The 12,768-nt window shown below is 67.4% G+C and carries 12 protein-coding genes; 6 read left to right on the top strand and 6 right to left on the bottom strand.

The features are described 5' to 3' along the window. Nucleotides 1–977: pyridoxal-phosphate dependent enzyme (locus tag VFG33_RS32675; RefSeq protein WP_325056857.1), on the top strand; the 977-nt coding region annotated here is incomplete at its 5' end. Nucleotides 978–1,534: 557 nt separating this feature from the next. Here the strand turns inward: VFG33_RS32675 and VFG33_RS32670 are convergent. From VFG33_RS32670 to VFG33_RS32660, 3 genes are read right to left on the bottom strand one after another with little or no spacing between them, the layout of a single operon-like run. Further along, on the bottom strand, nucleotides 1,535–2,992 hold the full coding sequence (locus VFG33_RS32670; RefSeq protein WP_325056856.1) for a flavin-containing monooxygenase: 1,458 nt from the start codon (nucleotides 2,990–2,992) through the stop codon (nucleotides 1,535–1,537). Nucleotides 2,993–3,034: 42 nt separating this feature from the next. Beyond that, nucleotides 3,035–4,285 carry a lactate racemase domain-containing protein gene (locus VFG33_RS32665; RefSeq protein ID WP_325056855.1) on the bottom strand — a complete coding sequence of 417 codons (1,251 nt, stop codon included), beginning with the start codon at nucleotides 4,283–4,285 and terminating at the stop codon, nucleotides 3,035–3,037. Between the two features lie 10 nt (nucleotides 4,286–4,295). Further along, nucleotides 4,296–4,907 (bottom strand): TetR/AcrR family transcriptional regulator, encoded by a 612-nt coding sequence (locus VFG33_RS32660; RefSeq protein ID WP_325056854.1) that lies wholly within the window; start codon nucleotides 4,905–4,907, stop codon nucleotides 4,296–4,298. A 73-nt stretch (nucleotides 4,908–4,980) separates the two neighbouring features. Between VFG33_RS32660 and VFG33_RS32655 the strand changes: the two genes are divergently transcribed. Both VFG33_RS32655 and VFG33_RS32650 read left to right on the top strand, forming a co-directional pair. Then, nucleotides 4,981–5,724 (top strand): SDR family NAD(P)-dependent oxidoreductase, encoded by a 744-nt coding sequence (locus VFG33_RS32655; protein WP_325056853.1) that lies wholly within the window; start codon nucleotides 4,981–4,983, stop codon nucleotides 5,722–5,724. A gap of 133 nt (nucleotides 5,725–5,857) precedes the next feature. Next, a complete protein-coding gene (locus VFG33_RS32650; RefSeq protein ID WP_325056852.1) occupies nucleotides 5,858–7,246 on the top strand; it encodes an FAD-binding oxidoreductase in 1,389 nt (462 codons plus the stop codon). Here VFG33_RS32650 and VFG33_RS32645 read toward each other — a convergent pair. Further along, nucleotides 7,233–8,021, bottom strand: coding sequence for a hypothetical protein (locus VFG33_RS32645; protein ID WP_325056851.1), 789 nt, complete (start codon nucleotides 8,019–8,021; stop codon nucleotides 7,233–7,235). The genes VFG33_RS32650 and VFG33_RS32645 overlap by 14 nt on opposite strands. Nucleotides 8,022–8,069: 48 nt before the next feature. Between VFG33_RS32645 and VFG33_RS32640 the strand changes: the two genes are divergently transcribed. Next, nucleotides 8,070–9,590: a phospholipase D family protein gene (locus VFG33_RS32640; protein ID WP_325056850.1), complete on the top strand. Its 1,521-nt coding sequence runs from the start codon at nucleotides 8,070–8,072 to the stop codon at nucleotides 9,588–9,590. Nucleotides 9,591–9,596: 6 nt separating this feature from the next. Here VFG33_RS32640 and VFG33_RS32635 read toward each other — a convergent pair whose 3' ends face one another. After that, entirely contained in the window at nucleotides 9,597–10,031 is a 435-nt protein-coding gene (locus tag VFG33_RS32635; protein WP_325056849.1) for a hypothetical protein, read from the bottom strand. A gap of 627 nt (nucleotides 10,032–10,658) precedes the next feature. Here VFG33_RS32635 and VFG33_RS32630 point away from each other — a divergent pair. Further along, entirely contained in the window at nucleotides 10,659–11,531 is an 873-nt protein-coding gene (locus tag VFG33_RS32630) for an aminoglycoside phosphotransferase family protein (RefSeq protein WP_325056848.1), read from the top strand. Here the strand turns inward: VFG33_RS32630 and VFG33_RS32625 are convergent. After that, the gene (locus VFG33_RS32625) at nucleotides 11,517–12,287 is read right to left on the bottom strand and encodes a maleate cis-trans isomerase family protein (protein WP_325056847.1); all 771 of its coding nucleotides are present in this window, start codon (nucleotides 12,285–12,287) and stop codon (nucleotides 11,517–11,519) included. The genes VFG33_RS32630 and VFG33_RS32625 overlap by 15 nt on opposite strands. Before the next feature lie 117 nt (nucleotides 12,288–12,404). On the opposite strand from VFG33_RS32625, the gene VFG33_RS32620 reads away from it, so the two are divergent. Next, nucleotides 12,405–12,752 (top strand): ArsR/SmtB family transcription factor, encoded by a 348-nt coding sequence (locus VFG33_RS32620; protein WP_325056846.1) that lies wholly within the window; start codon nucleotides 12,405–12,407, stop codon nucleotides 12,750–12,752. Nucleotides 12,753–12,768: the final 16 nt, after the last annotated feature.

Here is a 12,768-nt window from a genome sequence, read left to right as displayed (position 1 = left end):
ACCGCCTGGTCCGTGAGATCGACGGTGCCTGGAAGCCGAACCAGTACGCGAACGTCAACAACCCGCGCTCCCACTACGAGACGACGGGGCCCGAGCTCTGGGAGCAGACCGAGGGCCGGATCACCCACTTCGTCGCGGGCGTCGGCACCGGCGGCACGATCAGCGGCACCGGCAAGTACCTCAAGGAGGTGTCCGGCGGGCGCGTCCAGATCATCGGCGCGGACCCGGAGGGTTCGGTCTACTCCGGCGGTACCGGCCGGCCGTATCTGGTCGAGGGCGTCGGCGAGGACTTCTGGCCGGAGACGTACGACAGGAACATCTGCGACCGGATCATCGAGGTGTCGGACGCGGACTCGTTCGCGCTCACCCGTCGGCTGGCCCGCGAGGAGGCCATGCTCGTCGGTGGTTCCGCGGGGATGGCAGCGGCTGCGGCGATCCGGCTGGCGAAGGAGCTCGACGATCCGGACGCCGTGATCGTGGTGCTGCTGCCGGATGGTGGTCGCGGTTACCTGACGAAGGTGTTCAACGACGACTGGCTGGCGCAGTACGGGTTCCTGGCGCACTCACGACAGGGGACGACGCTGGGCGAGGTGCTGGCCGGCAAGGACGGCAGTATGCCGGGCCTGGTGCACACGCACCCGCACGAGACGATCGCCGAGGCGGTCGAGATCCTGCGCGAGTACGGCGTCTCGCAGATGCCGGTGGTCCGGGCCGAGCCGCCGGTGATGGCGGCCGAGGTCGCGGGCGCGGTGTCGGAGCGGACGCTGATGGACGCGCTGTACTCCGGCAAGGCGCGGCTGGCGGACATGGTCGAGTTGCACATGGACCCGGCCCTGCCGTCACTGGGCGCGGGCGAACCCGTGGCCCGGGCGGTCGAGCTGCTGGAGAGCAGCGACGCCCTGATGGTGCTGGACGACGGCAAGCCGGTCGGAGTGCTGACCCGGCAGGACCTGCTCGGGCACATCTCCGTCGACTGACTAGCGGTCCACCACGGTGGGCACGATGGCGATCAGGACCGTGACGAGGATGCCGATCACGATGGCTGCTGTTCCGAGGATCTGAAGGATTTCCATACTTCAAGAGTCCTTCGGGTCGGTGCTCCGGACATCGGTCCCAGGACCCCTCTTCCCGTCCTCCCGTGGTCGCACCCGACGCGCCCCCAACTCCTCCTTAAGTTGCCTAGAGCAAGGGTTGCTCAGAGCAACAAAAACGGCGCCCTTGCGGGCGCCGGAGGTGAGGGCGGGGGTGCCGGGCGGCAGGACGATGCTCGCCCCGACGGCGCCGCCGATCAGCGGCGGCACGGCACTCGGTACGAGGTCGGCGTCGATCGCTGTCAGCGGTCGACGACAGTGGGGATGATGGCGATCAGGGCGGTGAGGACTACGCCGCCGATGATGACGGCTGTGGTGATGATCTGGATGAGGTCCATAGATCAATGGTCTGTCGGCGCGCGCTTCTGGACATCGGTCCTTAGGCCGGTTTTGGTCTCATCCCATGGTCGTACGCCGCACCGGGCGGCCTCCTACTGCGGTACTCAGTGCACCAGGACGAAATCGGCTGGGTCCAGGCGGCGGGTGCGACGCCAGTAGTTGAAGGTGAACTCCGGCCAGATCGTCGAGTTCCGGCCCTGCGCATCCAAGTACCAACTGTTGCAACCGGACTGCCAGACCGAGTCGTCGAGCTCGCTCTGCACCCCGCTGACGAACTGCTCCTGCGCCTCCTCGCGGACCTCCACGTACGACGCACCCCGTCGCCGGACCAGATCCAGCGCCTGCATCACGTACCTCACCTGAGCCTCGATCATGAACACCATCGAGGAATGGCCGAGCCCGGTATTCGGGCCGACCAGCAGGAACAGGTTCGGATAACCGGCCACGGTGATCCCGAGATGTGCGCCGATGCCGTTCCGCTTCCAGCTCTCCGCGAGGTCCACGCCGTCCTTGCCGAGGATGCGCATCCGCAGCAGATTGCCCGACACCTCGAACCCGGTGCCGAGCACGATCGTGTCGCAGTCCCGTTCCACGCCGTCCGAGGTGACCACGCCGGTGGGCGTGACACGGGTGATCGGTGTGGTGACCACCTCCACGTTGTCGCGGCTCAGTGAAGGGTAGTAGTCGTTCGACACGAGGATCCGCTTGCAGCCGATCTGGTAGTCCGGGGTCACCTTCGCCCGCAGTACCGGATCTGTGACCTGCTTGCGGAGGTGGCGTTTGGCCTGCAGTTCCAGGCCCTTCATCAGCTTCGGGTTGCCGGCGAAGCCCACGCCGCGCGCCTCGAGTCCCCAGAAGATGACGTCGCGGATCGCCCGCTGGCCGGCGGGGAAGCGCTCGTGCAGCCGACGCTCGCGGGGGCCGATCCCGCGGTCGGGCTTCGGGGTGACCCAGGGCGCGGTGCGCTGGAAGACGTCGAGATGGTCGACCTGCTCGGCGATGCGCGGCACGAACTGGATCGCGCTCGCACCCGTTCCGACCACGGCGACCCGGCGGCCGGTCAGGTCGTGGTCGTGGTTCCACTGCGCCGAGTGGAACGACGTACCGGCGAACGAGTCGAGGCCCGGGAGGTCGGGGAGCTTGGCCTGATGCAGGTTGCCCACGCCGGTGACGAGGGCCTGCGCGTCGATGGTCTCGCTGCCGTTGATCGTGACGGTCCACCGGCCGGTCGCCTCGTCGAACTCCGCGTCCGTGACCTCGGCGCCGTACCGGATCTTGTCGGCGATCCCGTACTTCGTGGCGCAGTGCTTGAGGTAGGCGAGGATCTCGTCCCACGGGGCGAACATCCTGGTCCAGTGCGGGTTCTGCTCGAACGAGAACGAGTAGAGGTACGACGGGATGTCACACGCGCAGCCGGGGTACGTGTTGTCCCGCCAGGTGCCGCCGAGCTCGTCGGCCGCCTCCAGGATGACGAAGTCCTCGCAGCCGGCCTGACGCAGCTTGATCCCCATGCAGAGCCCGGCGAACCCGGACCCGACGATGACCACCTCGGTCTGTCCCATGGCGGAAGGTTACCCGCGAGTCACCTTCGTGTCAGCGGTCTGTCAGCGGAGGCGGTGCAGGATCTCCCCGGCGTTCGGGATGACCAGGGTGTCCGGGTCGTTCTCGTACTGCGTGACGTCGAAGCCGGTGGGATCCAGGTAGCCGAGGTTGGCCCGGCGTACGACGTCTTCCGGGATTCCCGTGGCCAGGGTGACGTCGACGCGGCAGCGTTCGCCGTTGACCGGGTCCCAGGTGCCTGCGCCGCGGAGATGGGTGGAATGCGCGAGCACTCCCCAGTGGGCATCGCGGTACTGGTCCCAGTGGCCGAGGATGTAGTCGCGGCAGTGGTAGCCGATCTGCTCGATCTCCGGGTGCATCGCGGCCAACTCGGTCACGAGGGGCGAATAGATGATGACCTCGCCGCCGTCGGCCACGATCGGTTCCACCTTGTAGAAGCCCTTGGCGGCTGTCCAGATGTCCTGGTAGCGGGACGGCATCAGCGAGACGACGCGGCGTACGGGCTTGTCCAGGTAGCGAATGTGGGTCTCGGCGGAGACGGCGGCGGCCGCCTGCCAGGACGAGATGGTGTCGCCGAAAGCGATTGCGTGCAAGGCGTTGGTGCCCGACTGGGCGACGACGGACAGGGCGAGCTTGTCCGAGGGGATGAGCGCGGCCGCTTCGTCGATCAACGTGCGGACGGGGGTGTTGCCCGGCGTACCGATGATGCTGGCGCTGGTGATCAGGGCGCCGAGCCAGTGGGAGAGGTCGATGACCTCCTGGCCGGCGACGCCTGGGAAGAAGTACTTGTTGCCGCCGGAGAAGCCGACGACCTCGTGGGGGAACACCGGGCCGACCACCAGGGCCACGTCGTGCTCCACGACCGCCCGGTTGAGCTTCACATCGGCCGCTTTGTGCAGCAGTCCGTTGGAGATCTCGCCGACGCGTTCCGCGCTGATCGTGCCGAGGTCGACGAAGGTGTCTTCCTTCCACCACTCGTGATTCAGCACGGTGACGCCCGGATAGGGCCCGCCGAGGTGGGCCGCCAACTGGGACTCGGTCATCTCGGCATGGGTGCCTAGGGCAACGAGTATGGTGAGCTTGCTGACCCGGCCGGTCAACGCGGTGTGGACGGCCTTCAGCAGCAGGGGGAGCGGGCAACTCCGGGTGGCGTCCGGCACGATCACGCAAACGCTCCGGCCGTCCAGGCCGGCGGTCTCGAGCGAGCGCCGCACGAACGCGTCGACCTCGCCCTCGGTCAAGGTCTCTCCCGGTCCACCGAGGATCGCGGCTGGTCGCGCGGCTGTGACGCTCATACCCAGAAGCCTAGCTAGCAAGCGGTTGCGGCCAGGCGAGCAGGGCGGCTTCGGCGATGCTCTGGAGGTCCGTCCGGGTGGCGCCGTCGCGGGCCTGCTGGGACATGCCCTGAAGGGTGGCGCCGGTGAATACTGCCAGCGCGCGGGCGTCGGTGGTCGCGGGGAGGACGCCGGCGTCGATGTCTTCCTGAATCCGCTGCTGGACTTCCTCGACGTTCTGCCGTCGGATCGAGCGCAGTGATTCCTGGACGTCGGACGAGGCGGCTGAGGTGTTCTGTGCGGCGCTGATGATCAGGCAGCCGTACGGGTGTCCGTCGGCGGTGTATTCGACGGCCGCCTCGCGGAGGATCCGGGCGACGGCTTGCTGGGCGGTCGGTTCTTCGGCCATCGCCCGGGCGGCGAAGGCGCCGTACGTCTGCTGGTAGGTCTTCACCACCTCCTCGAACAGCGTCCGCTTGTCACCGAAGGCCGCATACAGGCTTGGTGGGCCGATGCCCAGCGCAGCGGTCAGTTCCGCGACGGAGGTCGCGTCGTACCCGCGCTCCCAGAACACCTGCAGCGACAACTCGATGGCTGCGTCGCAGTCGAACGAGCGGGGCCGCCCGCGCTTGGTCTCGATCATCCCGACATTGTATAGCGCTCGCTACAGATCTGATACGGTCTTTCTGTAGCGATCACTAGAGAAAGGTCTGGGGATGACCCGACTGCAGGGCAGGACGGCGCTGGTGACCGGTGGGAGCCGGGGGATCGGGCAGGCGATCTCACTGCGACTGGCGCGGGACGGGGCGCGGGTGGCGGTGCACTTCGGCAGCAACGAGGTGGCGGCGAAGCAGACCGTCGCGGAGATCAAGGCGGCCGGCGGTGACGCCTTCGCGATCCGGGCCGACCTCGGTGTCGCGGGCGCTGCCGAGGCGGTGTGGGCCGGCTTCGATGCGGAGGCGGACGGCCTCGACATCCTGGTCAACAATGCGGCGATCGGTGCGCGGGGAGGCTTCGTCGAGCAACGCCCCGAAGATCTGGCGAAGGTCTTCGCGGTGAACGTGCATGCGCCGTTCCAGCTGATCCAGCAGGCCGTTCCGCGGCTGCGCGACGGTGGCAGGGTGGTCAACATCTCCTCCGGCGTGACCCGGATCGCCTTTCCCGAGGACGTCGCCTACGCGATGAGTAAGGGCGCGCTCGACGTGATGACACTGGCCCTGGCCAAGGAATTCGGGCCGCGCGGGATCACCGTGAACTCTGTTGCGCCCGGCATCGTCGACACCGACATGAACCCGTGGCTGGCCGATCCGGTCGCGCATGCCGAGGCTGCGTCGTACTCGACCTTCAATCGTGTCGGCCGGCCCGCTGATATCGCCGATGTGGTCGCCTTCCTCGCCTCGGACGACGGTCGCTGGGTCAGTGGCCAGTACGTCGACGCGACCGGCGGCTCCCGGCTGTAGTCGGGTGAAAGCCCTTGGTAGGCGTGGATTTCGCGTCATCGTGAGGTAAGGCGCTGAGCCGTTGACCGGTCGCCGGGGCGGGAGCAGCATCGGGCGTGTCCACTGGGGAAGGGCTTTTCAAGGGGGAGTTCCCATGTCTGACACGATTTCGCGACCCACCGGTGCCCAGCGGGGCCGGCCGGACGGCTTCGGAGGGAAAGTACTGCGGGCCGGGGACCCGGCGTACGACGAGGCCCGGGTCGTGTTCAACGCGATGATCGACAAGCGGCCCGGGATGATCGCGCAGTGCGAATCCGCTGCCGACGTCGCGGCGGCGGTGAGGTACGGGGTCGCCGAGGGGCTGGAGATCGCGGTCCGTGGCGGCGGGCACAGCGTCGCCGGTTCCAGCGTGACCGACGGCGGCATCGTCATCGACCTGCGGAAGATGACCAGCGTCCAGGTCGATCCGGATGCGCGGCTCGCACGGGTCGCCGGCGGTGCCACCTGGGCGAATCTGGACAGCGCCTGTCAGCCGTACTGGCTGGCGACGACGGGCGGCCGGGTCTCGACGACCGGCGTGGCCGGGCTGACTCTCGGCGGAGGTTCGGGCTGGCTGGAGCGGAAGTTCGGGTTGGCCTGCGACAGCCTGGTGTCGGTCGAGCTGATCACCGCCGACGGGCAGCTCGTGATCGCCGACGAGACCAGGAACACCGAGCTGTTCTGGGCACTGCACGGTGGCGGCGGCAACTTCGGGGTGGCGACGTCGCTGACGTTCAAGCTGCGGCCGCTGACCTCGATGACGATCGCGATGCTCTTCTGGCCCGCTGACGCAGGTGTGGAGGTCACCCGCCGGTACCGCGATCTGATCGAGGCGGGTGCGCCCGAGGAACTCGGCGGCGGCGTGTTCTATCTGACCGGCCCGCCCGAGGACTTCGTCCCACTGCACCTGCAGGGCGAACGGCTGATCGGTGTCGCCGCCCTGTACGCCGGTACGGAGGCGGAGACCCGGGAGGCCATCGCCCCGATGCTCGATCTCAACCCCGAAGGGATCATGATCGACGAGCTCCCGTACGTCGCGATCCAGTCCGCGCTCGACGATCCGCCGGGGTTCCGCAACTACTGGTCGGCCGAGCACCTGAACGAGTTCCCGGATGTGGCGATCAAGGCGTTCAGCGATCGCGCCGCCGAGATGCCGTACCCGTCGCCGTCGCAGCAGATGGCGGTGCCGTGGGGCGGCGCGGTGGCTCGTGACGCGAAGAAGTGGCCGCTGCCGCACCGGACCGCGGCCTGGGTGATCCATCCGTTCGGCGTGTGGGCCGACGAAGCCGATGACGAGCGCGGAATCAGGTGGGCGAAGGACGTGTGTGACGACCTGAAGCCGTGGGCGACCGGTGCGGTCTACCTGAACTTCATCGGGGACGAGGGGCAGGACCGGGTGATCGCCGGATTCGGTCAGGAGAACTACGACCGGCTGCGCCAGGTGAAGAGTGAGCTCGATCCGGACAACGTCTTCCACCTGAACCAGAACATCAGGCCTGCTTGATCAGCTCGGGCTCGGGGAGTGCTGGTCGGCTCGGTCTGGCCCATTGCACGGCGACGACGATGGGCAGGACGACCGCGGCGACCAGCATGGCCCGCAGGAGCAAGGACGGGAACGCGACCGACCACGGCCCTGGCTCCGAGGACGTGATCTGCTGCGCGGCCGCCAGGCTGACGGCGGCGAAGGTGATCGCCGCGGCCGCGGTCCCTCGACGTCGGGACCGCGCCCGCGTGCTGGGGAGCGGGCCGTAGGAACGGTCGAGCGCGGACACGAGGACGGCCAGCACCAGGAAATCGGAGAGCAGAGCGAGAACCACCCCGGGAATTCCGCCGAGGAAGATGAAGAAGACGCCGACCACGGCATAGACGCCGATCGCGACACCACCAGCGAAGGCAGCGGTCACCAGGTGCGTGATCCGCCGCTTGCGAAGGTCGATCGCCTCGTCGGACCGGATGACCCCACCGGTCTCGAACAGACACTTCGTGGCCAGGACCAGTCCGATCGCGACCGCGAGCGCGATCAGCACCGCGAGGACGGTGAGTACGGAGGATCTCGTCGGCGAGATGAACTCGTAGACCTGACCGTTGCCGAAGTGGCAGGTCGATCGAGGCGGGAGCCACTGGTTGGTGACGCTGATCCCGTAGTCGCCTCCCAGCCCGGCGATCCGCGCGCAGTCCTCGGACGGATCGAACCAGTTCGGGGTGGACATGGTCACCGTGATGGTCCAGGCCATTGCAGCGAGTAGTCCGAGGCTCAGCAACCAGTTCTTCGCGCGCATCGGCGCCCACCCTCTCATGCGACCTGAAATTTCGGGCACTGGTCAGTGATGGGCAACGAATGGTTCCTGACCACGGAGGAGCGCGGCAATCCCGCGACCTCCATCGACCGCGACGGTTCCTGGGTCGAGGGCAATCTGGTCCGGCCGCTGGTGCACGGCGCGCCCTATTTCCGGCGCCTGTACGACGAGTTGTGCCAACTGCGGTCCGGCGACCGGGTGTACTTCACCGACTGGCGGGGTGACTCGGACGAGGCGCTGTATCCGGACGGACCCAGTCTCGGAACCGTGCTCTGCGATCTCGCTCGCTCCGGCGTCGAGGTTCGCGGGCTGCTATGGCGATCCCACTCGGATCACCTGAGCTTCAACGCGCAGGAGAACCAGCGGCTCGGTACCGAACTCAACGAGGCCGGTGCGGAGGTGCTGCTCGATCAGCGGGTACGGCGGTTGGCCTCGCATCACCAGAAGCTGTTCGTCATCCGCCATCGTGGTTCGGCCGAGCGCGACATCGCCTTCGTCGGTGGGATCGACCTGTCGCACCAACGCCGGGACGACGCCGAGCACCACGGGGATCCGCAGCAGGCGCCGATGGATCCGCGGTACGGCGATCGGGCCCCGTGGCACGACGTCGCCCTGGAACTCCGTGGACCGGTGGTCGGGGATCTCCTCCGGACCTTCATCGAGCGGTGGGACGATCCACATCCGCTCGACCGACGCACGCCGTACCGGGTGCTCATCCAGCGGTTGGCGCGGATGCCTCGGCACACGTCGGAGCTGCCGGGGACTTTCCCGGATCCACCTGAGGCCGGGCGCAGCGCAGTACAGGTGCTGCGGACTTATGCGCACAAGCACCCGGGGTTCCCGTTCGCGCCGCGGGGTGAGTACAGCGTGGCGCGGGCCTATCGGAAGGCGTTCTCGCGGGCGCGGTCGTTGATCTATGTGGAGGATCAGTATCTGTGGTCATCGGTCGTGGCAGAGGGGTTGTGTGAGGCGCTCGAGCGGTCGCCGGAGCTGCGGCTGATCGTGGTGGTGCCGCGGTATCCGGACGCGGACGGGCGGATCAGCGGGCCGCCGGCGCGGTACGGGCAACTGCAGGCGATCCGGGCGCTGCAGGCGACTGCCCCGGACCGGGTCGGGATCTACGACCTGGAGAACGCGGCCGGAGTACCGATCTATGTCCACGCGAAGGTCTGCATCGTCGACGACGAATGGTTCACCTGCGGCTCGGACAACTTCAACCGGCGCTCCTGGACGAACGACAGTGAACTGACCTGCGCAGTACTCGATCCCGAAGTGGCGCGCTCCTTGCGCACCGAACTGTGGTCGGAGCATCTGGGTACTGACCCTTCGCTCGATCCTGTCGAGGGCTTCGACCAGTGGGCGCGAGCCGCCTCCGCCCTGGACGCCTGGCACGCCGCCGGCCGCATCGGGCCACGCCCGCCAGGCCAGATCCGCGCCCACAACCCCCAACCGGTGAACCGCCTCCAGACCCTCTGGGTCCGCCCCCTCTACAAACACGTCTACGACCCAGACGGCCGCCCCCGCCCAATGCGCCGCCACAACACCTTCTGAACTTCCTCAGAGGTCCTCGGTCGAAGTCGCTGTCTCGAGCGTGTGCAGGGAGATGTAGCGCTGTCGCTGAGTGAACGCGGATCCGCGGCCGTTCCCTCGGTGGGGGAGGTTCTGCGGGCGTTGGCGGTGGATCTCCCGGTCCGCGTAGAAGGCGATGCGCTCGACCTTCCGGAAGGCGCGACCCGGCTGACAGACGTAGGCGCGGCACTCCTCGTACAAGGGCCATGCGTTCTTCGCCGGCACCACGACCGTGTCGTCGAGCGCGATCGGCCGCTGCGCATAAACAGACATCGCCTGGCTTTGCCGCTCCAACCAACGTGCCGCGTCCGCACTGATGAATGATGCCAGTTCGATGACCTGGCGGATTTCGAACGGTACGTCGACGTTGATCATCGAGTCGTGATGGGCGAGCCGATTCCTGAACTTGCGGACTCTCTCCATGGCGGACGAGATCTGCTTGCGGCGTCCGGAAGAGTTCGGGAAGGCGTGTCGCAGGCTCTCGCGCCACAAGGCTTCGTACTTGGGTCCGAGCAGTCCGGACAGAAGCCGAAGGTCAGCCCGGCGACGATCTGGTGCCAGGACTCCTTGCCGAGAGGCCGTAGCCGTTCACGCACCGCTGCCACAGCATCGGAGACATGTTCTCCTCCGGGTGTCGGCAGGAGAAACCAGGGAATTCCGCACTTGTCCTCGCGGAAGTGGTCGCGAAGTTGTCTGTCCAGTGCGTTGCGAAGTAACACCTCAAGATGTCCGACGACCTCGAAGGCCGCGGCCGACGTACGAGCGCTCCACTCGTACAGCGTGAGGGCATCGCGCTGGCTGTCTCGAGCTATGCGGAGGTAGGGCGTCATCCTCGGTTCTGAGAGCATGCTCCAGACCGCGGGGACATTGTCGTCGACGTCAGGCACCGGGTGAAGTTATCGTTCTTTTTGAACGCCCCAGTGTCGCCTCTGATTCAAGCGCCTGGGGCTTTTCTCTGCCTGTCGGCCCTTTGCAGTTCAGATCAAGCTCCTGTTCGCGTGCCGGTGAATTCCGTTCGACAGGGTGAGGTGGGGGCGGTGGGATGGGGGGATGAGGATGCATGCCGACGAGGCTGAGATCGATGAGGGGCTGGTACGGCGGTTGCTGGCCGGCCAGTTTCCCGAGTGGGCCGGGCTGCCGGTCGAGGAGATCCCGTCGAGTGGCACCGTGAACGCGATGTATCGGGTCGGCTCTTTGACTGTGCGGTTGCCGCGGATCGTCGGTGGGGTGGAGGACATCGAGAAGGAGTACGAGTGGTTGCAGCGGTTGGGGCCGTTGCTGCCGGTCGAGGTTCCGATGCCGCTGGGGCTGGGGAAGCCGGCTGAGGGGTATCCGTGGCCGTGGTCGATCTATCGGTGGATCGATGGGGTCGTGCCGGAGTCGGGCTCTTTCGAGTTGGCCGGTGACCTGGCTGCTGTCGTGCGGGCGATGCGGCAGATCGAGTTACCGGACGGACCTGCGGCCTATCGCGGCGGTCCGCTGGAGACGCAAGACGCCGCAACGCGAGCGGCCTTGAGCGAACTGGAAGGTCTGATCGACACCCGGCTGGCGCTGGCGGCTTGGGAAGACGCCCTTGCCGGGGAGCCCGCATCGTCAACCGTCTGGGTGCACGCCGATCTGATGCCGTCGAACCTGCTGACGCGCGATGGCCGCCTCGCCGCCGTGATCGACTTCGCTACAGCCGGCCTCGGCGACCCCGCGTGCGACCTCATCCCCGCCTGGAACCTCTTCACCGCAGAATCCCGCACCTCCTATCGCGAGGCCCTCGACATCGACGACGCCACCTGGACCCGCGGCCGCGGCCGAGCCCTGTCAATGTCCCTGATCCAACTCCCGTACTACCGCCACACGAACAAGGGCATCGCCGCGACCGCGCAGTACACAATCGATCAGGCACTCTCGGACTTCCTAGACCTCAGCTGACCACAGCGAGCCGTAGGTGTGGGGTTTGGTGTGGGGGTGGGTGGTGTGGAGGAGGTTCCAGAGGAGGACCTGGTTGGCGGTGAGGATCGGGCGGCTCAGGTGGTCCTCGAGGGCGGTGATCACGCCGACGCTGCGGAAGCCGTTGCCTCCGATGAAGACGGCGTCGGCGTCGTCCGGGGTGTGGTTCGCGATCCAGGTGTAGAGCTCGGACGGGTGGATGCTCGCCTGGTTGCTCGGCAGCCCGCAGGGTGCGTGGTAGACGACGTCGAAGTCCTGGGACCTGAAGTATTCGGCGCCGAGGCTGTCTAGTTCGGCATCGAACCAGGGTGGTGAGACCAGGGCGATCCGCCGAGCGTCGACCACCCGGAGTGCGGCGGCCGCGGAGGCGCCTGTCGTGACCACTGGTACGCCTGAACTGCGCTCCTGCAACCGCTCGACCATCTCGTCCTCGCCGTCGACGCCGGTGACGTACGACGAACTGGTGAAGGCGATCCCGATCGCCGCGACAGGTGCGGCGGCGAGCAAGGCGACGGCGTCATCGATGGCCGGCGGCTGGACGAATGCCTCCACCGGCGCCAGCGGGATGGTCGGGTCCATCGCGCCACCCGCACCCATGGCGCCGAACGGCACCCGGGCCGCGTGGATCCGAACGCCCTCCGGTGCCATCGCCTGAAGCTCCGACTCCGGGCCGACGTCAGCGTGCGGCGTCAGAACCCCCAGCCGACACCGAACATCCCACCCATCCGGCTCCCACATGGTGCCTCCTCCTCCCACCTTAGAGACCCGCGGCCGGCCCAGCCAATGGCAAAGAGGTCACTCAAAGGCATCGGCCGGACGCTTGACGCATGCCCATATCGGAATATGATTGCGGGCATGGCACGGGCGGCGACGACGGCGGATGTGTTCAATGCAGTGGCCGAGCCCCGCCGGCGGCAGATCCTCGATCTGCTCGCCGCCGGGGAGGCTTCGGTGAACCACCTCGTCGAGCTGCTCGGGCTGACCCAGCCGCAGGTTTCGAAACACCTGCGGGTACTGCGGGAAGTGGGCGTGGTCGAGGTTCGTGACGAGGGACGGCAACGGCTGTACCAGGTGAACGGCCGGGCGCTGAAGCCGATCCACGACTGGCTGAAGGGGTACGAACACGACTGGTCGCAGCGGTTCGACCCGATGGACGAAGTACTGGCAGGACTCAAGGCTCAGGAGGACCGTGATGATGAGTAGCCGAACGGCGAAGGTG

The organism is Kribbella sp. (genome assembly GCF_035687465.1).
In the GTDB taxonomy this organism is placed as follows: Bacteria; Actinomycetota; Actinomycetes; order Propionibacteriales; family Kribbellaceae; genus Kribbella.
The sequence above is the reverse complement of the archived record's forward strand: the minus strand, read 5'-3'. Positions and strand labels throughout refer to the sequence as shown.

Bases quoted from the DNA above. Each gene is read 5' to 3' on its own strand.
- VFG33_RS32665 (WP_325056855.1), bottom strand. From the start codon at position 4,285: ATGAGCGTCACAGCCGCGCGACCAGCCGCGATCCTCGGTGGACCGGGA.
- VFG33_RS32670 (WP_325056856.1), bottom strand. From the start codon at position 2,992: ATGGGACAGACCGAGGTGGTCATCGTCGGGTCCGGGTTCGCCGGGCTC.
- VFG33_RS32650 (WP_325056852.1), top strand. From the start codon at position 5,858: ATGTCTGACACGATTTCGCGACCCACCGGTGCCCAGCGGGGCCGGCCG.
- VFG33_RS32630 (WP_325056848.1), top strand. From the start codon at position 10,659: ATGAGGATGCATGCCGACGAGGCTGAGATCGATGAGGGGCTGGTACGG.
- VFG33_RS32655 (WP_325056853.1), top strand. From the start codon at position 4,981: ATGACCCGACTGCAGGGCAGGACGGCGCTGGTGACCGGTGGGAGCCGG.
- VFG33_RS32625 (WP_325056847.1), bottom strand. From the start codon at position 12,287: ATGTGGGAGCCGGATGGGTGGGATGTTCGGTGTCGGCTGGGGGTTCTG.
- VFG33_RS32635 (WP_325056849.1), bottom strand. From the start codon at position 10,031: ATGGAGAGAGTCCGCAAGTTCAGGAATCGGCTCGCCCATCACGACTCG.
- VFG33_RS32645 (WP_325056851.1), bottom strand. From the start codon at position 8,021: ATGCGCGCGAAGAACTGGTTGCTGAGCCTCGGACTACTCGCTGCAATG.
- VFG33_RS32620 (WP_325056846.1), top strand. From the start codon at position 12,405: ATGGCACGGGCGGCGACGACGGCGGATGTGTTCAATGCAGTGGCCGAG.
- VFG33_RS32640 (WP_325056850.1), top strand. From the start codon at position 8,070: ATGGGCAACGAATGGTTCCTGACCACGGAGGAGCGCGGCAATCCCGCG.
- VFG33_RS32660 (WP_325056854.1), bottom strand. From the start codon at position 4,907: ATGATCGAGACCAAGCGCGGGCGGCCCCGCTCGTTCGACTGCGACGCA.